Origin of the sequence: Pseudomonas sp. CC120222-01a (assembly GCF_003097235.1) — a bacterium.
Lineage (GTDB): Bacteria > Pseudomonadota > Gammaproteobacteria > Pseudomonadales > Pseudomonadaceae > Aquipseudomonas.
Genome location: NZ_QEQQ01000015.1, coordinates 17,237 through 40,801, shown reverse-complemented (window position 1 = coordinate 40,801; position 23,565 = coordinate 17,237). Strand labels below are relative to the sequence as shown.

20 protein-coding genes and 3 tRNA genes are annotated in these 23,565 nt (G+C 63.9%); 20 read left to right on the top strand and 3 right to left on the bottom strand.

The window, feature by feature from the left end:
* Positions 1-46 precede the first annotated feature (46 nt).
* Positions 47-925 (bottom strand): LysR family transcriptional regulator, encoded by an 879-nt coding sequence (locus N430_RS18830; RefSeq protein WP_110638353.1) that lies wholly within the window; start codon positions 923-925, stop codon positions 47-49.
* Between the two features lie 131 nt (positions 926-1,056).
* Between N430_RS18830 and leuC the strand changes: the two genes are divergently transcribed.
* The 20 genes from leuC (at position 1,057) to N430_RS18730 (ending at position 21,017) form a co-directional block, all read left to right on the top strand.
* Positions 1,057-2,490: a 3-isopropylmalate dehydratase large subunit gene (gene leuC / locus N430_RS18825; RefSeq protein ID WP_103449728.1), complete on the top strand. Its 1,434-nt coding sequence runs from the start codon at positions 1,057-1,059 to the stop codon at positions 2,488-2,490.
* Positions 2,487-3,131 (top strand): 3-isopropylmalate dehydratase small subunit, encoded by a 645-nt coding sequence (gene leuD, locus N430_RS18820; protein WP_110638354.1) that lies wholly within the window; start codon positions 2,487-2,489, stop codon positions 3,129-3,131. The genes leuC and leuD overlap by 4 nt, the downstream gene beginning before the upstream one ends.
* 145 nt (positions 3,132-3,276) lie before the next feature.
* Positions 3,277-4,041 carry a class I SAM-dependent methyltransferase gene (locus N430_RS18815; protein WP_110638355.1) on the top strand — a complete coding sequence of 255 codons (765 nt, stop codon included), beginning with the start codon at positions 3,277-3,279 and terminating at the stop codon, positions 4,039-4,041.
* 54 nt (positions 4,042-4,095) lie between these two features.
* Entirely contained in the window at positions 4,096-5,178 is a 1,083-nt protein-coding gene (gene leuB / locus N430_RS18810; RefSeq protein WP_110638356.1) for a 3-isopropylmalate dehydrogenase, read from the top strand.
* Positions 5,179-5,241: 63 nt separating this feature from the next.
* Positions 5,242-6,354 carry an aspartate-semialdehyde dehydrogenase gene (asd, locus tag N430_RS18805; RefSeq protein WP_110638357.1) on the top strand — a complete coding sequence of 371 codons (1,113 nt, stop codon included), beginning with the start codon at positions 5,242-5,244 and terminating at the stop codon, positions 6,352-6,354.
* 223 nt (positions 6,355-6,577) lie between these two features.
* On the top strand, positions 6,578-7,582 hold the full coding sequence (locus N430_RS18800; RefSeq protein WP_110638358.1) for an aspartate-semialdehyde dehydrogenase: 1,005 nt from the start codon (positions 6,578-6,580) through the stop codon (positions 7,580-7,582).
* Between the two features lie 72 nt (positions 7,583-7,654).
* Positions 7,655-10,372: a FimV/HubP family polar landmark protein gene (locus N430_RS18795; RefSeq protein WP_110638359.1), complete on the top strand. Its 2,718-nt coding sequence runs from the start codon at positions 7,655-7,657 to the stop codon at positions 10,370-10,372.
* A gap of 204 nt (positions 10,373-10,576) precedes the next feature.
* Positions 10,577-11,431, top strand: coding sequence for a tRNA pseudouridine(38-40) synthase TruA (truA, locus tag N430_RS18790; protein WP_027919148.1), 855 nt, complete (start codon positions 10,577-10,579; stop codon positions 11,429-11,431).
* Between the two features lie 60 nt (positions 11,432-11,491).
* Complete coding sequence (locus N430_RS18785; protein WP_110638360.1) at positions 11,492-12,112, top strand: phosphoribosylanthranilate isomerase; 621 nt, start codon at positions 11,492-11,494, stop codon at positions 12,110-12,112.
* A gap of 222 nt (positions 12,113-12,334) precedes the next feature.
* Positions 12,335-13,228 carry an acetyl-CoA carboxylase, carboxyltransferase subunit beta gene (accD, locus tag N430_RS18780; protein WP_110638361.1) on the top strand — a complete coding sequence of 298 codons (894 nt, stop codon included), beginning with the start codon at positions 12,335-12,337 and terminating at the stop codon, positions 13,226-13,228.
* Positions 13,228-14,514 (top strand): bifunctional tetrahydrofolate synthase/dihydrofolate synthase, encoded by a 1,287-nt coding sequence (gene folC, locus N430_RS18775; protein WP_110638362.1) that lies wholly within the window; start codon positions 13,228-13,230, stop codon positions 14,512-14,514. The genes accD and folC overlap by 1 nt, the downstream gene beginning before the upstream one ends.
* Positions 14,515-14,518: 4 nt before the next feature.
* Positions 14,519-15,181: an SPOR domain-containing protein gene (locus tag N430_RS18770; protein ID WP_103449738.1), complete on the top strand. Its 663-nt coding sequence runs from the start codon at positions 14,519-14,521 to the stop codon at positions 15,179-15,181.
* A 133-nt stretch (positions 15,182-15,314) separates the two neighbouring features.
* The gene (locus N430_RS18765) at positions 15,315-15,872 is read left to right on the top strand and encodes a CvpA family protein (RefSeq protein WP_060508140.1); all 558 of its coding nucleotides are present in this window, start codon (positions 15,315-15,317) and stop codon (positions 15,870-15,872) included.
* 42 nt (positions 15,873-15,914) lie between these two features.
* Positions 15,915-17,420: an amidophosphoribosyltransferase gene (purF, locus tag N430_RS18760; protein ID WP_110638363.1), complete on the top strand. Its 1,506-nt coding sequence runs from the start codon at positions 15,915-15,917 to the stop codon at positions 17,418-17,420.
* A gap of 15 nt (positions 17,421-17,435) precedes the next feature.
* Complete coding sequence (locus N430_RS18755) at positions 17,436-18,647, top strand: O-succinylhomoserine sulfhydrylase (RefSeq protein ID WP_110638364.1); 1,212 nt, start codon at positions 17,436-17,438, stop codon at positions 18,645-18,647.
* Positions 18,647-19,417 carry an SDR family oxidoreductase gene (locus N430_RS18750; protein ID WP_165837365.1) on the top strand — a complete coding sequence of 257 codons (771 nt, stop codon included), beginning with the start codon at positions 18,647-18,649 and terminating at the stop codon, positions 19,415-19,417. Before N430_RS18755 ends, N430_RS18750 begins: the two co-directional genes overlap by 1 nt.
* 148 nt (positions 19,418-19,565) lie before the next feature.
* Positions 19,566-19,641 (top strand) — tRNA-Val (locus N430_RS18745).
* A gap of 67 nt (positions 19,642-19,708) precedes the next feature.
* Positions 19,709-19,785, top strand: a tRNA-Asp gene (locus N430_RS18740).
* 140 nt (positions 19,786-19,925) lie between these two features.
* Positions 19,926-20,002, top strand: a tRNA-Asp gene (locus N430_RS18735).
* Between the two features lie 190 nt (positions 20,003-20,192).
* Positions 20,193-21,017, top strand: a complete 825-nt coding sequence (locus N430_RS18730) for a DUF2242 domain-containing protein (RefSeq protein WP_110638365.1) — start codon at positions 20,193-20,195, stop codon at positions 21,015-21,017.
* A gap of 224 nt (positions 21,018-21,241) precedes the next feature.
* Here the strand turns inward: N430_RS18730 and N430_RS18725 are convergent, their stop codons facing one another.
* Both N430_RS18725 and N430_RS18720 read right to left on the bottom strand, forming a co-directional pair.
* Positions 21,242-22,282, bottom strand: coding sequence for an AraC family transcriptional regulator (locus tag N430_RS18725; RefSeq protein WP_110638366.1), 1,041 nt, complete (start codon positions 22,280-22,282; stop codon positions 21,242-21,244).
* A gap of 4 nt (positions 22,283-22,286) precedes the next feature.
* On the bottom strand, positions 22,287-23,405 hold the full coding sequence (locus N430_RS18720; protein ID WP_110638367.1) for a nitrilase-related carbon-nitrogen hydrolase: 1,119 nt from the start codon (positions 23,403-23,405) through the stop codon (positions 22,287-22,289).
* Positions 23,406-23,565 lie beyond the last annotated feature (160 nt).

Below are 23,565 nucleotides of genomic sequence, written 5' to 3'. Positions count from 1 at the left end.
GGCGTGTGACGCGTCCATGAGTTGGAAATGCCGAGCTGACGACCGGTCAGGCGGACCCTGCGTGGCTGTCGAGCAGGGCCATGAAGGCCCTTGCAGCGTTCGATAGCGTGCGCTCCGTGTGCAGAATGTAGCCTAGCTGGCGCGACAGCTGTATGCCGGGCAAAGCGATAGGTGCAACCTGATCATCCAGCATGGTCCGGGGCAGCACGCTCCACGCCAGGCCGATCGACACCATCATCTTGATGGTTTCCAGGTAGTTGGTGCTCATGGCGATGTTCGGCGTCAGGCCCTGGCTTTCGAACAGGCGCTGGACAATGTGGTGGGTGAAGGTGTTGCCGCCAGGGAACACCGCCGGGTGGCGGGCGACATCGGCCAGGCTGACTGCCTGGTTGCTGGCCAGTGGGTGCTCGGGCGCTGCCACGAAATCCAGGGCGTCGTCCCAGACCGCAATGGCCTTGACCAGGTGATGAGGTTCGGGAGCGAGGGTGATGACGGCAATTTCAGCGCGGCCATGGAGGATTTCGTCGTAGGCCTGTTCCGAATCCATGAACTGAATATCCAACGCCACAGCAGGGTGCTGGCGGGTGAATGCCCGCAACAGCGGCGGCAGACGGTGCAGGCCGATATGGTGGCTGGTTGCCAGGGTCAGGCGACCGCTCACCTCGCCGTTAAGGTTGGTCAGCGCCCGTCGGGTATCATCGAGGACGTTGAGGATCTGATAGGCGCGGGGCAGCAGGGCACGGCCTGCTTCGGTCAGGGTCACTTCGCGGCCCAGGCGATCGAACAGGCGTACGTCCAGCTGCTGTTCCAGGCCGGCGATGCGTTTGCTGATCGCTGGCTGGGTGAGGAACAGGCGCTCGCCGGCGCCGGAGAAGCTGCCAGTCTCGGCAATGGCAATGAACGCGCTCAGGTTGGCCAGGTCCACGATTTCGGATTCCTTTTGGTTATCCAAAGCATAAAAATTATGAATTTGAGTTATTCAATCTAACCCCATAGCATCGTCCGTACAAGCCAAGGGGTCTTTGGCATAGAAAGACGCTGATGAGGAACAGTCTGATGGCTGGCAAAACGCTCTACGACAAACTCTGGGAAGCCCATGAGGTCAAGCGCCGTGATGACGGCTCGTCCTTGATCTACATCGACCGCCATATCATTCACGAAGTGACGTCGCCCCAGGCCTTCGAAGGCCTGCGCCTGGCCAACCGCAAGCCGTGGCGCATCGATGCCAACATCGCCACCCCGGACCACAACGTGCCGACCACGCCAGAGCGTAAAGGCGGCATCGAAGCCATCGTCGACCAGGTGTCGCGCCTGCAGGTGCAGACCCTCGATGAGAACTGTGACGAATATGGCATCGTCGAATTCAAGATGAACGACGAACGCCAAGGCATCGTCCACGTCATCAGCCCGGAGCAGGGTGCAACCTTGCCAGGCATGACTGTGGTCTGTGGCGACTCGCACACCTCCACCCACGGTGCTTTCGGTGCCTTGGCCCATGGCATCGGCACCTCCGAGGTCGAGCACGTGCTCGCCACCCAGTGCCTGGTCGCCAAGAAGATGAAGAACATGCTGGTGCGGGTTGAAGGCCAGTTGCCAGCCGGCGTCACCGCCAAAGACATCGTCCTTGCCGTGATCGGCAAGATCGGCACCGCCGGTGGTAACGGCCACGCCATGGAGTTCGCGGGCAGCGCCATTCGCGAATTGTCGATGGAAGGCCGCATGACCATCTGCAACATGTCCATCGAAGCCGGTGCCCGTGTGGGCCTGGTAGCGACCGACGCCACCACCGTTGCCTACGTCGAAGGCCGCCCGTACGCGCCCAAGGGCGAGGACTGGAAACGTGCCGTCGAGGCGTGGAAAGACCTGGTTTCCGATGACGATGCCGTGTTCGACACCGTGGTCGAGCTCGATGCCGCGCAAATCAAGCCGCAAGTCAGCTGGGGCACTTCGCCAGAAATGGTACTGGCCGTTGACCAGCGCGTGCCGGACCCGGCTGCCGAGCCAGACCTGATCAAGCGTGGTTCGATCGAGCGTGCCCTCAAGTACATGGGCCTCGCTGCCAACCAGGCGATCACTGACATCAAGCTCGACCGCGTATTCATCGGTTCGTGCACCAACTCGCGCATCGAAGACCTGCGCGCCGCCGCCGAGATCGCCAAGGGCCGCAAGGTCGCTGCGACGGTCAAGCAGGCGTTGGTCGTGCCGGGCTCGGGCCTGGTCAAGGCCCAGGCCGAGCGTGAAGGCCTGGACAAGATCTTCCTCGAAGCTGGTTTCGAATGGCGTGAGCCTGGCTGCTCGATGTGCCTGGCGATGAACCCGGACCGCCTGGAAAGCGGCGAGCACTGCGCGTCCACTTCCAACCGCAACTTCGAAGGCCGTCAGGGTGCCGGTGGCCGTACCCACCTGGTCAGCCCGGCCATGGCTGCCGCTGCCGCGGTGACCGGCCACTTCATCGATGTCCGCGAGTTGATCCAAGGGAGCGCAGCATGAAAGCCTTTACCCAGCACACCGGTCTCGTCGCGCCGTTGGATCGTGCCAACGTCGACACCGACCAGATCATCCCCAAGCAGTTTCTCAAGTCGATCAAGCGCACCGGCTTTGGCCCCAACCTGTTCGACGAGTGGCGTTACCTGGATGTCGGCCAGCCGTACCAGGACAACAGCAAGCGCCCGCTGAACCAGGAATTCGTGCTCAACCACGCACGTTACCAGGGTGCCAGCGTGCTGTTGGCGCGGGAGAACTTCGGCTGCGGTTCGAGCCGTGAGCACGCGCCATGGGCGCTGGACGAGTACGGCTTCCGCAGCGTGATCGCACCGAGCTTCGCCGACATCTTCTTCAACAACAGCTTCAAGAACGGCTTGCTGCCGATCATCCTCAGCGACGAGGAAGTCGACGAGTTGTTCAAGCAGGTTGAAGCCAACCCGGGCTACCAGCTGACCATCGACCTCCTGGCGCAAGCGGTGACCCGTCCGGATGGCAAGGTGCTGCACTTCGAGATCGACGCGTTCCGCAAGCACTGCCTGCTCAATGGCCTGGACGACATCGGCCTGACCTTGCAGGACAGCGACGCGATCAAGGCATTCGAAGGCAAGCACCGCGCCGGCCAGCCTTGGCTGTTCCGTGATGCCTGATTATTTGTAGGTGGCAGTACCGGCCTCTTCGCGGGCAAGCCCGCTCCCACAGCGGTAGGTGATCCCTGTAGGAGCGGGCTTGTCAAGGCGTCGAACCGCCGCGAAAGGGCCAGAACAGGCAACAAAAAACCAAAAGGATTTAGCCATGACCAGCACCACCCACACCGATGTGGTCCAACGCCAGTTCGGCGAACAGGCCAGCGCCTACCTCAGCAGCGCCGTGCACGCCCAGGGCAGCGAATTCGCTCTGCTGCAGGCTGCACTGGCGGGGCAGGGCAATGCCCGCGTGCTGGACCTGGGTTGCGGTGCCGGTCATGTCAGTTTTCACGTCGCGCCGCTGGTCGCCGAAGTGGTCGCCTACGACCTTTCGCAATCGATGCTCGACGTGGTCGCCAGTGCCGCCAGTGAGCGCGGCCTGGGCAATATCACCACCGAATGCGGTGCCGCCGAACGCCTGCCGTTCGCCGACGCTTCGTTCGATTTCGTCTTCAGCCGCTATTCGGCGCACCACTGGAGCGACCTTGGCGTGGCCCTGCGCGAAGTGCGCCGGGTGCTCAAGCCGGGCGGCACGGCCGCGTTCATCGACGTGATGTCGCCGGGCAGCCCGTTGCTCGACACCTACTTGCAGACCGTGGAAGTGCTGCGTGACACCAGTCACGTACGCGACTACTCCGCCGCCGAATGGCAGCGCCAGATCAGCGAAGCCGGCCTGCATGTGCGCAGCCACACGCGCCAGCCGCTGCGCCTGGAGTTCAGCAGTTGGGTCGAGCGCATGCGCACCCCGGAGCCGATGCGCGTTGCCATCCTCCAATTGCAGCAAGCCATGGGCGAAGAAGTACGGCAGTATTACCAGATCGAGGCCGATGGCTCGTTCAGCACCGATGTGCTGGTGTTGTGGGTCGAGCGATAAGCACTTTTCGGTGGGGCCCGTTTGGCCGCACCGCGTGAATGGATAGAGGAAAGCATGAGCAAGCAGATTCTGATTCTCCCAGGTGATGGCATTGGTCCGGAAATCATGGCCGAGGCGGTCAAGGTGCTGGAACTGGCCAACGACAAGTTCCAGCTCGGCTTCAGCCTCGAGCACGACGTGATCGGCGGCGCCGCCATCGACAAGCACGGCGTACCGCTGGCCGATGAAACCCTGGAGCGTGCACGCAAGGCCGACGCCGTGCTGCTGGGCGCCGTGGGTGGCCCTAAGTGGGACAAGATCGAGCGTGACATCCGCCCGGAACGCGGCCTGCTGAAAATCCGTTCGCAACTGGGCCTGTTCGCCAACCTGCGCCCGGCCATCCTCTACCCGCAACTGGCCGACGCTTCCTCGCTGAAGCCGGAAATCGTCTCGGGCCTGGATATCCTCATCGTCCGTGAGCTGACGGGTGGCATCTACTTCGGTGCTCCACGTGGCCAGCGCGAGCTGGAAGGCGGCGAGCGTCAGGCCTACGACACCCTGCCGTACAGCGAAAGCGAAGTGCGCCGTATCGCGCGCGTCGGCTTCGACATGGCCCGCGTGCGCGGCAAGAAGCTGTGCTCGGTGGACAAGGCCAACGTCCTCGCTTCCAGCCAGCTGTGGCGCGAAGTGGTCGAAGACGTGGCCAAGGATTACCCGGACGTCGAACTGAGCCACATGTACGTCGACAACGCTGCCATGCAGCTGGTCCGCGCACCGAAACAGTTCGACGTGGTAGTGACCGACAACATGTTCGGTGACATCCTGTCGGATGAGGCTTCCATGCTCACCGGTTCCATCGGCATGCTGCCTTCGGCCTCCCTGGACGCCAACAACAAGGGCATGTACGAGCCTTGCCACGGTTCGGCTCCGGATATCGCCGGGCAGGGCATCGCCAACCCGCTGGCGACCATCCTGTCGGTGTCGATGATGCTGCGTTACAGCTTCAACCAGCACGCCGCAGCCGAAGCGATCGAGAAGGCCGTCAGCGTCGTGCTGGACCAGGGCCTGCGTACCGGTGACATCTGGTCGGCCGGCTGCGACAAAGTAGGCACGCAGGAAATGGGCGACGCAGTAGTCGCAGCGCTGCGGAATCTGTAATCTCTCTGGCCCGCCACCAAAAACTCGAGGTGGCGGCCCACTTTTAGCAAAGGTGTAGTTGCGATGAAACGTGTAGGTCTGATCGGTTGGCGCGGTATGGTCGGTTCCGTGCTCATGCAGCGGATGCTGGAGGAGCAGGATTTCGACCTCATCGAGCCAGTGTTCTTCACCACGTCCAACGTAGGTGGCCAGGGCCCGAACGTGGGCAAGGATATTGCTCCGCTCAAGGACGCTTATTCGATTGAAGAACTCAAGACCCTCGACGTGATCCTGACCTGCCAGGGCGGCGACTACACCAACGAGGTGTTCCCCAAGCTGCGTGAAGCCGGCTGGCAGGGTTACTGGATCGATGCCGCTTCTTCGCTGCGCATGCAGGACGACGCGGTCATCGTGCTCGATCCGGTCAACCGCAAGGTCATCGACCAGCAGCTCGACGCCGGTACCAAGAACTACATCGGCGGCAACTGCACCGTCAGCCTGATGCTGATGGGGCTGGGCGGCCTGTTCGAAGCCGGCCTGGTCGAGTGGATGAGCGCCATGACCTACCAGGCGGCTTCGGGCGCTGGCGCACAGAACATGCGCGAGCTGATCAAGCAGATGGGCGCGACCCATGCGGCTGTTGCCGATGACCTGGCCAACCCGGCCAGCGCCATCCTCGACATCGACCGCAAGGTGGCCGAGACCATGCGTGGCGAAGCGTTCCCGACCGAGAACTTCGGCGTGCCGCTGGCCGGCAGCCTGATCCCGTGGATCGACAAGGAGCTGCCGAACGGGCAGAGCCGTGAAGAGTGGAAGGCCCAGGCCGAGACCAACAAGATCCTCGGCCGTTTCAAGAGCCCGATCCCGGTCGATGGCATCTGCGTGCGCATCGGCGCCATGCGCTGCCACAGCCAGGCGCTGACCATCAAGCTGAACAAGGACGTGCCACTGGCCGATATCGAAGGCATGATCAGCCAGCACAACCCGTGGGTGAAACTGGTGCCGAACCAGCGCGAGATCAGCATGCAAGAGCTGAGCCCGACCAAGGTGACCGGTACCCTGAACATCCCGGTTGGCCGCCTGCGCAAGCTGAACATGGGCTCCCAGTACCTGGGCGCGTTCACCGTGGGTGACCAGCTGCTGTGGGGCGCCGCCGAACCGCTGCGCCGCATGCTGCGGATCCTGCTGGAGCGTTGATCGCTTTTGCTGCACCGAAAACCCGCGCTGGCGACAGCGCGGGTTTTTTTATGCCTGCACCGGCCTCTTCGCGGGTAAACCCGCTCCCACAGGGAGATCACAAAACCTGAAGATAGCGCTGTACCTGTGGGAGCGGGTTTACCCGCGAAGAGGCCAGCACAGACAAACGCCTACAATCCAAGTAAAGTGCCGCCCCCGCCGTTTCAGCAAAAGGATCTCTACCATGACCACCCCCCTGGACATCGCCGTCGTCGGCGCCACCGGCAGCGTCGGTGAAACCCTCGTGCAGATCCTCGAAGAACTGGCCTTTCCGGTCGGCACCCTGCACCTGCTGGCCAGCATGGAATCGGCGGGCAGCAGCGTGATGTTCGCCGGCAAGAAGCTCAAGGTACGTGAGGTCGACAGTTTCGACTTCGCCCAGGTCAAACTGGCCTTCTTCGCCGCCAGCCCGGCCGTCAGCCGCAGCTTCGCCAGCAAGGCCGAGCAGGCCGGCTGCACGGTCATCGACCTTTCCGGTGGCCTGGAGGATGCCCTGGCCGTGGTCCCGGAGGCCAATGGCGACAGCCTTGCCACACTGAACCTGCCAGCACGCATTACCAGCCCCAGCTGCGCAGCCGTTGCCGTGGCGGTTGCCCTGGCACCGCTCAAGGGTCGGCTGGATATCGAACGGGTGCAGGTCATGGCCGCCCTGGCGGTGTCCGCGCAAGGCCGCGAAGCGGTCAGCGAACTGGCCCGGCAGACCGCCGAGCTGCTCAATGCCCGTCCACTGGAGCCGCGTTTCTTCGATCGGCAGATGGCCTTCAACGTGCTGGCCCAGGTCGGTGCCGTCGATGAGCAGGGTCATACTGCCGTGGAACGCCGTCTGGTTGGCGAACTGCGCGTGCTGCTGGGCCTGCCGGAGCTGAAGATTTCCGTGAGCTGCATTCAAGTCCCGGTGTTTTTCGGCGATAGCTTCAGTGTGGCGGTGCAGAGTGGTCGCCCGGTCGATCTGGCACAGGTCAACCAGGCATTGGAACAGGCCGAAAGTGTCGAACTGGTGGAAAACGATGATTATCCGACCCCGGTCGGTGACGCAGTCGGCCAAGACGTGGTCTATGTTGGTCGTGTACGCCATGGAATTGACGAAAACCAGCAGCTCAACCTCTGGTTGACCACCGACAACGTGCGCAAGGGCGCTGCTTTGAACGCCGTGCAGGTGGCCCAATTGTTGATTAAACACATGGCGTAAAAGATACTGGCGAGCACTTTTGTCCCGCGCCGCACGCAGGTTTTTGGGATGATTCATACAAGGGAAGAGGTCATGCTTCGAATTCGCAAACTGGTTCTGGCCATGGCGGCAGCGTCTGCGCTGACGTCGGGCATGGCGAATGCCCTGGGGTTGGGTGAACTGACGTTGAAGTCGGCACAGAACCAGCCTCTGGACGCCGAGATCGAACTGCTCGACGTGCGCGACCTCACCGCAGCCGAAGTGGCGCCGAGCCTGGCGCCACCGGAAGAGTTCAGCAAGGCCGGGGTGGAGTTTCCGAGCTACCTCGAAGACCTGACCTTTACCCCGGTGATCAACCCCAACGGCAAGAGCGTGCTGCGGGTTACTTCCAGCCAGCCGCTGCCCGGTACTGTGGTCAAGTTCCTTGTTCAGGTGATGTGGCCCCAGGGCCGCCTGCTGCGTGACTACAGCGTGTTGCTCGACCAGGCCAAGGCCCAGGGCCAGCAGCCCGCTGCGGCCAATGTCAACCCGGCCACCAGCAGCGCAGGCAGCTACACCACCAAGCGCCGCGACACCCTGTGGCAGATCGCCGCCCGCAACACCCAGGGCGGTGGCTCGGTGCAGCAGACCATGATCGCCATCCAGGCGCTCAACCCGGATGCCTTCATCGGCAACAACATCAACCAGCTGAAGGTTGGCCAGGTCCTGCGCCTGCCCGACCAGCAGCAGGTCCAGAGCATTCCCCAGGGTGAAGCCAATCGCGAAGTGGCCGAGCAGTACGCAGCCTGGCGTGAAGGCCGGCGCCTGGGGCCGCGTGCGCGGCAGCTGGATGCCACCCGCCGCGGTGCCGCCGATGCAGCGCCCGATCGTATCGCCCAAGGCGACAACCTGCGCCTGGTCAGCCCTGGTAACCAGGCGGGCGGCAACAGCGCCAAGGCCATCAACGACAAGCTGGCGGTGGCCCAGGAGAGCCTGGACACCAGCCGTCGTGACAACGACGAACTGAAAAGCCGGGTGAGCGATCTGCAGAGCCAGATGGACAAGCTGCAGAAGCTGATCCAGCTGAAGAATGACCAGTTGGCGCGCCTGGAAGCCCAGGGCGCGGCTCCTGAAGCACCGCCTGCGGCCACCTTGCCGGGTGAGCCAACCCCTGCACAGCCCGCAGCGGTCGATGCAGCCCCGGCCGAGCCGGTGGTCGCACCGGCCCCGGCCGCTGTCGACACGGCCCCGGCTGCAGCCCCTGCCGATGAGGCTGCACCTGCGCAGCCGGGCGCAATCGACGAGATGCTGGCCAACCCTGTGATGCTGGGCCTGATCGCTGGCTCTGCGTTCCTCGTGCTGTTGCTCCTGTTGCTGCTGCTGGCGCGCAAGCGCAAGGCCCAGCAAGAAGCGGAAAAACACCTGCGCATGGCCCGCGCGCTGGCCGAGGAGGGCGAGCGTAGCCCGGATCTCGACTTGCCACCGAGCAGCTTCGATGAGCTGGAAGTGTCTGCGCCGAGCGTCACCCTCTCGCCTGCCGTGGTGGCAGCTTCCGCTGCCGCTGCCGTGGCTGCGGAAAAACCGGCTGCTCCCGCGCCTGCGGCTACGCTTGTCGAGCCCGAGCCGGTACAAGACCCGAATGCCGAACTGCTGGCTGAAGTCGACCTGAGCCTGTCGCGTGGCCGCCTGAATCACGCTGCCGACCTGCTGGAAACAGCGGTTGCGGCGCAGCCGGAAAATGACGCCCTGCGCCTCAAGCTGATGGACGTCTACGCCCGCCAGGGCGACCACAGCGCCTTCGTCGAGCAGGAGCGCAAGTTGCCTGCCAGTGAAGTGAACACTGCGCAGGTCAGCAGCCTCAAGGAGCGCTACCCGGCCATGCTGGGGCTCGCTGCCGCCGCCGTTGGCGTGGGGGCTGCGGCACTGGCTGCGGAAATGGACGAGCAGTATGTCCAGGAGTTGCTTCAGGAGGAGCCTCAAGCAGAAGCAGAGCCTGAACCGCAGGCGGTCGTTGAGCCAGAGCCGGCACCTGAGCCGGAGCCAGCACCTGAACCTGAGCTCGAAGCAGCCGCCGAGGCGTTCACCGAGACTTCGGTGCTCGATGATAACGACCTGGACAGCGCCTTCGACCTGAGCCTGGGTGATGATCTGCCGGTTGATGATCAGCTCGAGCCGCCGATGCTGGATGACGCGCCACTGGCCGAAGCGCAGGTGAAAGCCGAACCGGCAGCCGTTGCGCCGGAAACCGATGCCGATGACGATTTCGAAGCCTTGCTGGCCCAGGCTCAGGCCGAGCCGCAGAGCGTCGATGACCTGGCTGATTTCGACCTGGCCGATTTCGATCTGGGCAGTGGCGAAGCGGCAGCTCCCGCTACCCAGGTTGCGGCGGAAGACGAACCGGTAGACGTCGCCGCCGAACTGGCTGCCTTCGACGCCATCCCGGAATTCGACCCGATTTCCGAGCTGGAACTGCCGGACGACTTCGATCTGTCGTTGTCGCTGGATGACGACTCGCCGGCAGCCAAGAGCTTTGCCTCGGAGCTGAGCGACGTCAACGCCGAGCTCGACAAGCTGTCGCAGAGCCTGGAATCGCCACCGCTGGAGCCGCACTTCACCGCCGAAGACGCCGCAGCCGAGCCCGAGCCGCTGGACGATCTCGACTTCGACTTCTTCTCCGGTGCCGACGAAGTCGCGACCAAGCTCGACCTGGCGCGCGCCTACATCGACATGGGCGACCACCAGGGCGCCCGCGACATCCTCGACGAAGTGGTCAAGGATGGTGATGATGGCCAGCGTCTGGAAGCCGAAGAGATGCTCTCGCGCCTGGTCTGAAATCGGCTCTGGCTTGGCCGTTGTGGGAGCGGCCTTGCGTCGCGATAGGGGTGCAAAGCGCCCCCAGGATTTCAGCGGCACAACCAATATCGCCGGGGCCGCTCTGCGGCCCAATCGCGACGCAAGGCCGCTCCCACAGCCCTACACGGCTGCCGTTGTCGTTATAATCCCCGCCATTCCGTATCACCCACAGGTTTCACGCTCTTGGACATCATCGACACCGCCGCCACCGAATCGGCCGCCGAAGGCTTCACCCGCATTGCCCTGGGTGTGGAATACAAAGGCTCGCGCTACCGCGGCTGGCAGCGCCAGGCCAGCGGCGTGCCAAGCGTCCAGCAAGCGCTTGAGCAAGCGCTGTCGAAGGTGGCCGACGAACCGATCAGCGTCATTTGCGCCGGGCGCACCGATGCTGGCGTGCACGGCTGCGGGCAGATCGTGCATTTCGACACCCGCGCCGTGCGTGACGAGCGCGCCTGGACTCTGGGCACCAATTTCAACCTGCCCCACGACATCAGTGTGGTCTGGTCGCGGCCGATGCCGGCGGACTTCCATGCGCGCTTCAAGGCCTGCGCCCGGCGCTACCGCTACGTGATCTACAACGACCCGATCCGCCCCGCGCACCTGGCCGAGGAAGTGACCTGGAACCACCGCCCGCTGGACGTCGAGCGCATGGCCCAGGCTGCCCAGTACCTGCTCGGCACCCATGATTTCAGCGCCTTCCGTGCCAGCCAGTGCCAGGCCAAGTCGCCGATCAAGCACATCCATCACCTGCGCGTGACCCGCCATGGCCAGATGATCGTGCTGGACGTGCGTGCCACCGCGTTCCTGCACCACATGGTGCGCAATATCGCCGGGGTGCTGATGACCATTGGTGCCGGCGAGCGCCCGGTCGAGTGGGCCCGTGAAGTGCTGGAGGGGCGCAACCGCCGTGAGGGCGGGGTGACTGCGCACCCTTACGGCCTGTATCTGGTGCAGGTGGAGTACCCGGAAGAGTTCCAGCTGCCACAGCGTTACATCGGCCCACACTTTTTGACCGGTTACGAAGCGCTGGCCGACTGACGCGTCAGACGTCATTTGCTACCATCGAGCCTTTCACCACTCACTCAAGGTTTGCTGTCCATGAGCAACGTTCGCAGCAAGATCTGCGGGATCACCCGCATCGAAGACGCGCTGGCCGCCGCCGAGGCGGGGGCCGATGCCATCGGTTTCGTCTTCTATGCCAAGAGCCCGCGTGCCGTGGACGTGCGTCAGGCACGGGCGATCATTGCCGAGCTGCCACCGTTCGTGACCACGGTCGGGCTGTTCGTCAACGCCTCGCGTTGCGAGCTGAACGAGATTCTCGAGGTGGTGCCGCTGGACCTGCTACAGTTCCACGGCGACGAAACCCCGGCCGATTGCGAGGGCTATCATCGGCCCTGGATCAAGGCCCTGCGCGTGCGCCCGGGCGATGACCTGGAAGCCGCCTGCCAGCACTATGCCGGCGCCCGCGGCATTCTCCTCGATACCTACGTGGCCGGTGTGCCTGGCGGTACCGGCGAGGCCTTCGACTGGTCGCTGGTGCCGGCGCGGCTGAGCAAGCCGATCATTCTCGCGGGCGGGCTGTCGGCCGACAACGTCGGCCAGGCGATCGCCCAGGTGCGGCCGTATGCGGTGGATGTCAGTGGCGGCGTGGAGCAGGCCAAGGGCATCAAGGATGCGGCGAAGATCGAAGCCTTCATGCGTGCGGTGAAACAGGCGTGACGGCAGATGTGACGGCTGGCGGCGCGCCATCGTCCATAGGTTTCGCAGCCCTGCGGGGCGGCCAGCGGCATGCCGTGTGGCCACAACACAGATTGAAGACGGCGCGGTACGCAGGCGGCCCCTGCGGCCGGGCCGTCATCGTTTCATAGAAGAATTTGAGCTCAAGGGCAGGGCATGGCCGGCCAGTCCGGTCCCCGTCCGCCAAAACTGGAGAAAGAAAGCATGAGCAACTGGTTAGTCGACAAACTGATCCCTTCGATCATGCGTTCCGAGGTGAAGAAGAGCTCGGTGCCGGAAGGCCTGTGGCACAAGTGCCCAGCCTGCGAGGCCGTGCTGTATCGTCCGGAGCTGGAAAAGACCCTGGATGTCTGCCCCAAGTGCAACCACCACATGCGCATCGGCGCACGTGCCCGCATCGACATCTTCCTCGACCCGGAAGGCCGCGCCGAACTGGGCGCCGAGCTGGAGCCGGTCGACCGCCTGAAGTTCCGTGACGGCAAGAAGTACAAGGACCGCCTGACCGGTGCGCAGAAGCAGACTGGTGAAAAAGACGCCCTGATCTCCATGAGCGGCACCCTGATGGGCATGCCGATCGTGGTCAGCGCCTTCGAGTTCTCGTTCATGGGTGGTTCCATGGGTGCCATCGTCGGTGAGCGTTTCGTACGTGCCGCCAACTACGCCCTGGAAAACCGCTGCCCAATGGTCTGCTTCTCCGCCTCCGGTGGTGCGCGCATGCAGGAAGCACTGATCTCGCTGATGCAGATGGCCAAGACCTCGGCCGTGCTGGCGCGCCTGCGCGAAGAAGGCATCCCGTTCATCTCGGTACTGACCGACCCGGTCTACGGCGGTGTTTCCGCCAGCCTGGCAATGCTCGGTGACGTCATCGTTGGTGAGCCTAAGGCCCTGATCGGCTTCGCCGGCCCACGCGTAATCGAGCAGACCGTGCGCGAAAAACTGCCGGAAGGCTTCCAGCGCAGCGAGTTCCTGCTGGAGCACGGTGCCATCGACCTGATCATCTCCCGTGGTGACCTGCGCCCGCGTCTGGCTCGCCTGCTGGCGCAGATGACCGGCCAGGAGACCCCGGAGCAGGCCCGAGAGGTCGCTGCGGTCGCGTGATGAAACAACGATCCCTGGGCGAGTGGCTCGCCTACCTCGAGCAGTTGCACCCCTCGGCCATCGACATGGGCCTGGAGCGGTCGCAGAAGGTGCTTGCCCGGCTGGCGCTGGGCAAGCTGGCGCCACGGGTGGTCACGGTGACCGGCACCAACGGCAAGGGCTCAACCTGCGCCTTCGTGGCGTCGTTGTTGCGGGCCCAGGGGCTGAAGGTGGGCGTGTACAGCTCGCCCCACCTGTTGCGTTACAACGAGCGGGTGCTGATCGATGGCCAGGAAGCCAGCGATGAGCGCCTGTGCGAAGCCTTCGCCGCCGTTGAGGCGGCGCGGGGCGAGATTTCCCTGACCTACTTCGAGATGGGCACGCTGGCGGCGTTCTGGTTGTTCCATCAGTCGCAGCTGGATGCCGTGGTGCTCGAAGTGGGCCTCGGTGGCCGCCTGGACACCGTAAACGTGGTGGATGCCGACCTGGCGCTGGTGACCAGCATCGGCGTTGACCATGTCGACTACCTGGGCGATACCCGCGAGCTGGTGGCCTTCGAGAAGGCTGGCATCTTCCGCCAGGGCAAGCCGGCGCTGTGCGGTGACCTCGATCCGCCGCAGCCATTGCTGGACAAGGCCGCCGAATTGGCGGCGCCACTGTTCCTGCGCGGGCGCGACTTCGATCTGGCAAGCCACGAGGGTGGCTGGGACTGGCGCGGGGTCGCTGCAGACGGCACGCCGGTAGCGTTGCACGGTCTGCCGCTGCTCGACCTGCCCATGGAGAACGCCACCCTGGCCCTGCAGGCCTATCTGCTGATGGGCTTGCCGTGGGGTGCCGGGCAGATCCGTCAGGCCTTGCTCGACACCCGCATCACCGGTCGCCTCGATCGTCGCCAGCTGGCCTGGCAGGGCAGGGCTGTGGAGCTGCTTCTGGATGTGGGGCATAACCCGCACGCTGCGGAGTATCTGGCCCGGCGTCTGGCTGCGCGTCCTCTGAAAGGGCGGCGCCTGGCAGTGTTCGGCCTGCTCGCCGACAAGGACTTGCAGGGCGTCATCGCGCCGCTGCACGGCTTGGTCGACGACTGGGCGGTAGCGCCTCTGCACACTCCGCGTAGCCGTCCGGCTGCCGAACTGGCCGCTGCCTTGACGAACCATGGCGCTGCGGTGAAGTCTTACGCCAGCGTCGACGCCGCCCTTGAAGGGCAGTGCGCGCAGGCGACGGCGGATGATCAGATTCTGCTGTTCGGTTCGTTTTTCTGTGTCGCCGAGGCCCTGGATTGGCTGGAGCGGCAGGCCCTGGAGGGGTGACTAGATGGCAGTGCTGGACAAAGGGATGAAGCAGCGCATGGTGGGTGCGTTGGTGCTGGTGGCGCTGGCGGTGATTTTCCTGCCGATGCTGTTCACCCGCCAGGACGAAATGCGCCAGGTGCGCGTCGACGCCCCGCAGGCGCCGGCCATGCCAACCCTGCCGGAAGTCAAGGTCGAGCAGGTGGCGGTACCTGAGCCACAGCCGCTGCCAGAGGAGCCCGAGCAGCCGCCAGTGGTGGTCAACGAGTCGACGGCGCCGGTGAGGACGCCAAGCCAGCCGATCACGCCGTCGCCGCAGACTCAGCCCCAGGTGCAAGCCCAGCCCAAGCCGCAGACGCCAGTGCCAACGCCGGCACCCGCTGCCAAACCGGCCGCGCCAGTGGCAACGGCGCCAGCGCCTGCACCGTCGAAGATCGACGTCAATGGCCTGCCGGTGAGCTGGTCGATCCAGCTGGCCAGCCTGTCCAGCCGGGCCGGCGCCGAAAACCTGCAGAAGACCCTGCGCAGCCAAGGCTACAACGCCTACATCCGCTCGGCGGGTGGCATGAACCGGGTGTATGTCGGGCCGTTGATCGAGCGCGCCGAGGCTGACAAGCTGAAAGACGTTATCAACCGCCAGCAGAAGCTCAATGGCTTCGTGACCCGATTCCAGCCCGAAAAAGGCTGAGTGTACGCGGCCGCTCCTACAAAGGGGCGGCGCAGGCCTGAAAACCTGACTCAGGGATCCACCTGACATTCCGCTTACTCCCGGCCTTTTGCTCTGATAAAATGCGCCGCCTCAAACGTCTGCAGGCAGCACCGTGGCCTTTACCCTGGTTGATTGGGCGATCATTGCGATCATCGCCGTCTCCACACTGATCAGTCTCAAGCGCGGCTTCGTCAAGGAAGCCTTGTCCCTGCTCATCTGGATCGTTGCAGGAGCGGTTGCCTGGATGTTCGGTGGTTCGCTTTCGGTGTACCTTGAAAGCTATATCCAGACGCCGTCGATGCGCACCATCGCCGGCTGCGCCATTCTTTTCGTCGCCACCCTGCTGGTGGGGGCCATGCTCAACTTCCTGATCGGCGAGCTGATCCGCGTGACCGGTCTGTCCGGCACCGATCGTTTCCTCGGCATGGCCTTTGGTGCCGCGCGCGGGGGCTTGCTGGTGGTGGTGGCGGTCGGCCTGCTCAGTCTGGGGCCGGTGCAGCAAGACACCTGGTGGCAGGAATCACGCCTGATACCACAGTTTCTATTGGTCGCTGACTGGTCGAAAAACCTGATCCTGGGTTTCACCCATCAGTGGTCTTCAAGTGGGGTGATCAGCGCTCCGGCTGATCTTCCATTCAAGGAGCAGTTGCTCGGGCCGGCAAAGCCCTGAGTGCTGTTCGTTCAAGTTTCATCAAAGTAGGGGTTGCGTCGCATGTGTGGCATCGTCGGTATCGTCGGTAAGTCGAACGTCAATCAGGCGCTGTATGACGCGCTTACGGTCCTCCAGCACCGCGGCCAGGACGCTGCCGGTATCGTGACCAGCCACGACGGCCGGTTGTTCCTGCGCAAGGATAATGGCCTGGTGCGTGACGTCTTCCAGCAGCGCCACATGCAGCGCCTGGTCGGCAGCATCGGCATCGGCCACGTGCGCTACCCGACCGCGGGCAGCTCGACTTCGGCCGAAGCCCAGCCGTTCTACGTCAACTCGCCGTACGGCATCACCCTGGCGCATAACGGCAACCTGACCAACGTCGAGCAGCTGGCCAAGGAGATCTACGAGTCCGACCTGCGCCACGTCAACACCAATTCCGACTCGGAAGTGCTGCTGAACGTGTTCGCCCATGAACTGGCCGTGCGTGGCAAGCTGCAGCCGACCGAAGAAGACGTGTTCGCCGCGGTTTCCCACGTGCACAGCCGTTGTGTCGGCGGCTACGCAGTGGTTGCGATGATCACCGGCTACGGCATCGTCGGCTTCCGTGACCCGAACGGCATCCGCCCGGTGGTATTCGGCCAGCGTCACACCGACGAAGGCGTGGAATACATGATCGCCTCGGAAAGCGTCGCTCTCGACGTGCTCGGCTTCACCCTGATCCGCGACCTGGCGCCGGGCGAAGCGGTGTACATCACCGAAGAAGGCCAGCTGTTCACCAAGCAGTGCGCCGATGCACCGAAGCTGCAGCCGTGCATCTTCGAGCACGTCTATCTGGCCCGCCCGGACTCGATCATCGACGGTATCTCGGTGTACAAGGCCCGTCTGCGCATGGGCGAAAAGCTCGCCGACAAGATCATGCGCGAGCGCCCTGAGCACGATATCGACGTGGTCATCCCGATCCCGGACACCAGCCGTACTGCCGCGCTGGAACTGGCCAACCGCCTGGGCGTTAAGTTCCGCGAAGGCTTCGTCAAGAACCGCTACATCGGCCGTACCTTCATCATGCCCGGCCAGGCCGCACGCAAGAAGTCGGTGCGCCAGAAACTCAACGCCATCGAGCTGGAATTCCGCGGCAAGAACGTGATGCTGGTGGACGACTCGATCGTGCGCGGCACCACCTGCAAGCAGATCATCCAGATGGCCCGCGAAGCCGGCGCCAAGAACGTCTACTTCTGCTCCGCAGCCCCTGCGGTGCGCTACCCCAACGTCTACGGCATCGACATGCCGAGTGTTCACGAACTGATCGCCCACAACCGTACCACCGAACAGGTGGCCGAGTTGATCGGCGCCGACTGGCTGGTCTACCAGGACCTGCCGGACCTGATCGACTCGGTCGGTGGCGGCAAGATCAAGATCGATCACTTCGATTGCGCGGTGTTCAACGGTGAATACGTCACCGGTGACATCGACGAAGCCTACCTCGACCGCATCGAGCAGGCCCGTAACGACCTGGCCAAGGTCAAGAACCAGGCGGTCAGCGCGATCATCGACCTCTACAACAACTGATTTGGGAGCGACGGCATGACGGATCAATGGGATGCCGGACGACTGGACAGTGACCTCGAAGGTGTCGGTTTCGACACCCTCGCGGTGCGCGCCGGTCAAAACCGTACACCGGAGGCCGAGCACAGCGAAGCGCTGTTCCTGACCTCCAGCTATGTATTCCGCACGGCGGCCGATGCCGCTGCGCGCTTTGCCGGTGAAACACCGGGCAACGTCTACTCGCGCTACACCAACCCGTCCGTGCGTGCGTTCGAAGAGCGCCTGGCGGCCATGGAAGGCGCCGAGCAGGCCGTGGGCACCTCCACCGGCATGGCGGCGATCCTCGCCGTGGTCATGTCGCTGTGCAGTGCCGGCGACCACGTGCTGGTGTCGCAGAGCGTGTTCGGCTCGACCATCAGCCTGTTCGAGAAGTACTTCAAGCGCTTTGGTGTGCAGGTGGACTACGTGCCACTGGTCAACCTCGCTGGCTGGGAAAAGGCCATCAAGGACAACACCAAGCTGCTGATCGTCGAGTCTCCGTCCAACCCGCTGGCCGAGTTGGTCGATATTCCTGCGCTGGCCGAAATCGCCCACGCCCGTGGTGCCATGCTGGTAGTGGACAACTGCTTCAGCACCCCGGCCTTGCAGCAGCCGCTCAAGCTGGGTGCCGACATCGTGTTCCACTCGGCCACCAAGTTCATCGACGGCCAGGGCCGTTGCATGGGTGGCGTGGTCGCCGGCCGTGCCGAGCAGATGAAGGAAGTGGTGGGCTTCCTGCGCACTGCCGGGCCGACCCTCAGCCCGTTCAACGCCTGGATCTTCACCAAGGGCCTGGAAACCCTCAAGCTGCGCATGCGTGCGCACTGCGAGAGCGCCCAGATCCTGGCCGAATGGCTGGAGCAGCAGGAGGGCGTGGAGAAGGTGCATTACGCCGGCCTGCCGAGCCACCCGCAGCACGAACTGGCCAAGCGCCAGATGAGTGGCTTTGGTGCGGTGGTCAGTTTCGAGGTCAAAGGTGGCAAAGAGGGCGCCTGGCGCTTCATCGATGCGACCCGGGTGATCTCGATCACCACCAACCTGGGTGACAGCAAGACCACCATCGCCCACCCGGCCACTACTTCCCACGGCCGCCTGACGCCGCAGGAGCGTGAGGCTGCAGGTATCCGCGACAGCCTGATCCGGGTTGCCGTGGGCCTGGAAGACGTGGCTGACCTGCAGGCGGACCTCGCCCGTGGGCTGGCGGCGCTGTGATGGAAATCCGCGGCGGTGTACCCGGCCATAACGGTCGGGTTGCCCTGGTCACCGGTGCCGCCCGCGGCATCGGCCTGGGCATTGCCGCCTGGCTGATCTGCGAAGGTTGGCAAGTGGTGCTCAGCGACCTTGACCGCCAGCGCGGCGCCAAGGTGGCCAAGGCTCTGGGCGAAAATGCCTGGTTCATCACCATGGACGTGGCCGACGAGGCCCAGGTCAGTGCCGGGGTGTCGGAAGTGCTCGGCCAGTTCGGGCGGCTGGATGCGCTGGTGTGCAACGCGGCAATCGCCAACCCGCACAACCAGACCCTGGAAAGCCTGAGCCTGGCGCAGTGGAATCGGGTGCTGGCGGTCAACCTCAATGGCCCGATGTTGCTGGCCAAGCATTGTGCGCCGTACCTGCGTGCGCACAACGGTGCGATCGTCAACCTGACCTCGACCCGTGCCCGGCAGTCCGAACCGGACACCGAGGCCTACGCGGCGAGCAAGGGCGGCCTGGTGGCCTTGACCCATGCCCTGGCCATGAGCCTGGGCCCGGAGATCCGCGTCAATGCGGTGAGCCCGGGCTGGATCGATGCCCGTGATCCGTCCCAGCGCCGTGCCGAGCCCTTGACCGAAGCCGACCATGCCCAGCACCCGACGGGCAGGGTAGGGACGGTGGAGGATGTGGCGGCCATGGTCGCCTGGCTGCTGTCGCGCCAGGCCGGGTTCGTCACTGGCCAGGAGTTTGTGGTCGACGGCGGCATGACCCGCAAGATGATCTACACCTGAGCAGGCTGCAGTAAGGGAAGGGGACCGAAAGATCCCTTTTCCGTTTTTGCCTTTTTTGAAAAAAATTCAACGGGGCTATTGACTTAGCATCGGCACCTGCGTAAATTTCGCGGCCTCAGCGAAGCAAACGCAACAAGCAACATCGCGAGGGTGATTAGCTCAGCCGGGAGAGCATCTGCCTTACAAGCAGAGGGTCGGCGGTTCGATCCCGTCATCACCCACCACTTCCTGAGATTGTTTCTAGCGCTGGACGCTTCTGATGAAGCTGATAGCCGGAGAGAAACGCACTGCGCAGCGGTAGTTCAGTCGGTTAGAATACCGGCCTGTCACGCCGGGGGTCGCGGGTTCGAGTCCCGTCCGCTGCGCCATCTTCGTTTCGAGGTCCCTAGAACACCTTGAAGCAAACACAAATGAAGCGATTACACGTCGCTTTTTTTGTGCCTGCCCTGAGGCCATCGCGCCGGAAGGGTAGACCCAGGTTTCAATCGGGCGAAAGCCTGAATGATACGCAGCGGTAGTTCAGTCGGTTAGAATACCGGCCTGTCACGCCGGGGGTCGCGGGTTCGAGTCCCGTCCGCTGCGCCATCTTCGCTTCAAGGCCCCTTGAACGCCTTGAAGCAACGAGAAAGCGACCTTCGGGTCGCTTTTTTCGTTTCTGCGCCCTGCCGGCGCCCAGATTTACACGATCCTGACAGACTCTTCACCGATCAACGGTTCCTGTGCTTGCCTGCAGTGATGCACAATAGGCCTCTTTTTGACTTACCCGGAATTCGCAATGACCAGATCATCCGTCTTTGGTGCGCTCGGGCTGGCCCTGGTGCTGGCGGGCGTGACCGGTTGCTCTTCGAAGAAAGCCGCCATCTACGAGCACGAGAACTTCGACGACTCGGGGACTTACTCACGCAGCTTCCCGGTGACCGATGCCGGCTCCTGCGAAGCGGCTCGTCGTGCGTTGCTCAGCCAGGGCTACATCATCACCAGCAGTGGCGCCAACCAGGTGATGGGCAACAAGAGCTTCCAGCAGAACAGCGAAAACCACCTGCAGATCAGCTTCAACGTGACCTGTGCGCCCGACGTCAACGACGACAAGCGTTCGACCATGTTTGCCAACGCTCTGCAGGACCGCTACAGCCTGAAAAAGTCCAACAGCTCGGCCAGCCTGGGTGTCGGCGTGCTCGGCTCGGTATCGATGCCGATCGGCTCCAGCGACGACTCGATGGTCAAGGTCGCCAGCGAGACGGTGACGGCGGCGCAGTTCTACGACCGCTACTTCGCCCTGGTGGAAAGTTTCCTGCCGAAGCCGAAGAAGGTCGCCAAGGCCAAGGTCGAAGCACCTGTGGCCAAGCCCGAAAAGCCAGCACCTGACCTGGGCTTGCCGGAGCAGGCCTCGGCGGCTCCGGCCGTTGCAGCGCCAGCGGCTGCACCCCTGGTTGACGCCGCTCCGGCACCTGCGGCGGTTGCACCTGCCAGTGAAGCCGTGGCCAAACCGGTGGTCGATGATAGCCAGAGTTCGCAACCGGTGGCACCGCCAGCGGAAGCCGCTCCGATTCAAGTGCAGCAAGACGCTCAGCCTGCGCAGGCGGAACCTTCGTCGCTTTAATTCGCTGTTACAGATGAGCGGCGATAAGTTCCTGAACACCTGCTACGTTTACCTCTCATGAGCTTGTCATCATTCCTTCACCTGGCCCGCTTAGGTTGAAGACATGACCAACGAAGACAGATGAGAAGAGGACGCAGGGCGATGGATGACTATCAGGAAGAGCTGCTCGAGTTTCAGGCTTACGAACTGGATCCGCCAGAACCGGCAGACGACGCTACAGAGCTTTAACCTGCCCGCCGCTGGCTGCGGCGAAACTCCCCCGGCGTAAGGCCCGTCCAGCGCTTGAATGCGCGCTGGAAGGCCTCTGCCGATGCAAACCCCAACAGATAGGCGATCTCGCCAAAAGCCAGCTCCGTATCGCGGATGTAGGCTTCGGCAAGGTCGCGTCGTGTGTCGTTGAGCAAGTCACGAAAGCGTGTACCTTCTTCGGCCAGTTTGCGCCGCAACGTCCAGGTGGGCAGTTGCAGGTGCAAGGCCACTTCTTCCAGGTCAGGCTCCCGGCCGCCATTGAGCAACGGCCCGAGCAGGTGGGTAATGCGCTCGCCCAGGCTGCGCACGCGGGTGCGCTGGAGCATTTCCGCTTCGCATAACTGCAGCAGGTGATCGAAGGTGCTCGGGCAGTGCTGTGGGTTGGCCTGTTCGAGCGTGCTGCGGCTCAGCCGCAAGCGGTTGGCGCTGGCGCCGAATTGCACGGGAGTGCTGCACAGGGGCTGATACCCGGCGGCGTAGCCGGGTGCATCGAATTCGACTTCCAGGCGCTCGGCCTGCAAGGGGGCGCCAGCCAGGGCGGCAAGCTGCGCCAGCCAGCCGGCCAGCAGCGAATCGACCACGAAACGGTTGTAGTCGTTGTACGGACTGATCGAGTAGAAACGCAGCCACGCGCCTTGAGGGTCTTCCTGATAGCTGGAATGGCCACGGTAGTTGGCGGCGTAGAGTGGCTCGAAACGCAGCAGCGTACGTGCCGCCTCACCCAGGGTAGGGGCCTGGGCTGCCGTGACGCCGGCCAGCCCTGCCTGGGCCAGGCGGCTGAGGCGGCCCATGCGCAGGCCCAGCGCTGGCTCGCCACACAGGGCGATGGCCGCATGGCCCAGGTGCATGTAGCGCGGGATCGACAGGCGTGCGCCAGCTTCGGCCAGGCGGGCGGCATCGAGCCCGTATTGCTGCAACAGCGGAGCCGGATCATGACCTTGCTCGCGCAGGGCTTCGGCCAGGGGCTGGACGAAACCCACCGAAAGGTCGCCCAGGCGTACGCGGGGGCGGCTCATGTGCCTACAGCCACAGGTTCAGCAGGCGCGCACCGTGGCTGGGAGGCCCCGCCAGCAACTCGCCTGCCTGATGGGCAAAGCCCTGGCCGTCGCTGCCCTGTTCCCAGAACTGCCCACGCATGAACACGCTCATGCTGCTGACGCTGTCACCAGCGGCCTCGGTCAGGCGCTGCCAGGCGGTCTGCTCGCTGACTTCGCCGCGTTGCAGGGGCAGCTCGGCAGCGGCGTCCTGGTGGCGATTGCCGCGCCAGGGTTCATCCCAACTGCCTTTGCCGCTGAGGAATACAGGGTTGGCGATCAACTGGACCTGCTGTTGCTGCAACTGACGCTGGTTCTCGGGGTACCAGCTGTCGCTGCCGATCAGCACGCCGAGGCGCCCGGCAGGGGTCTGTAGCACCTGCAGCGGGAAATGCCGGCCGTGGTGGATGTAGCGCCGTGTTTCGCTGTCGGGGTATTGCTGGTGTTGCGGCTGGCCAAGCGGCGAGCCGTCTGCAGCGAACACCAGGCTGCTGTTGAACAGCGGCCCGTGTCCAATGTGCAGCACGCCTTGTTCGACGTATGGGGCGGGCAGCACGATCGAGCCCGCCACCAGGGTTACGCCGAACTCCTTGGCCAGGCCGCCGAACAGTTGCTGATAGTCGCTGGCCATCTGCTGGGCCTTCATGCGCAGGTGGGCATCGGCGCGCCGATCGTCGCCATTGGCGCTCAGCATGGCCAGGCCATAGCGCAGGGGGTTGCTCAGTTCCAGCCACTGCTCGGCGTCGCGGTTGCGGGTGACCTGGTACAGCTCATTCTTCTCGCCACGCGCCCACAGCCAGGTGCCGATGTGTTCTGGCAGCACCACGACCGTGCGCGGGCCAACCAGGCCCTGGGCGCGCGCCTGTTCCAGGTAGGCGGAAAGCTTGCGGTGCAGGCGTTGCAGGTTCTGGTAGTCGCTGGGGAACAGCAACGGTTCGATGCCGAGCAGGTTGCCATGCTCGCCAGGCACGCCATGGTTGAGCGCCAGGTCGATGCGCAGATCGGAGAGGTAGTGGCCTTCCGGGCGCTGTTGGGTCCAGAAAACGTAGCCGCAGAGAGCGGCGATCATTACCAGCGCCAAAGCGCCTGCCAGGAGTTTTCGCATCAAGCGGTACAGCGCCTTGGGAATCGAGGGTTCCCTAGGGTAGTCCTGCTGCGCGGGAGGATCAATAAGTTGTCAGTTTCGATCATTGAGCGCGTTCAAACGGCTGTTTAATGTCGCAGGCAGATAAACGACGGGGCCCGCAGAGGTACCCGCACTCCGT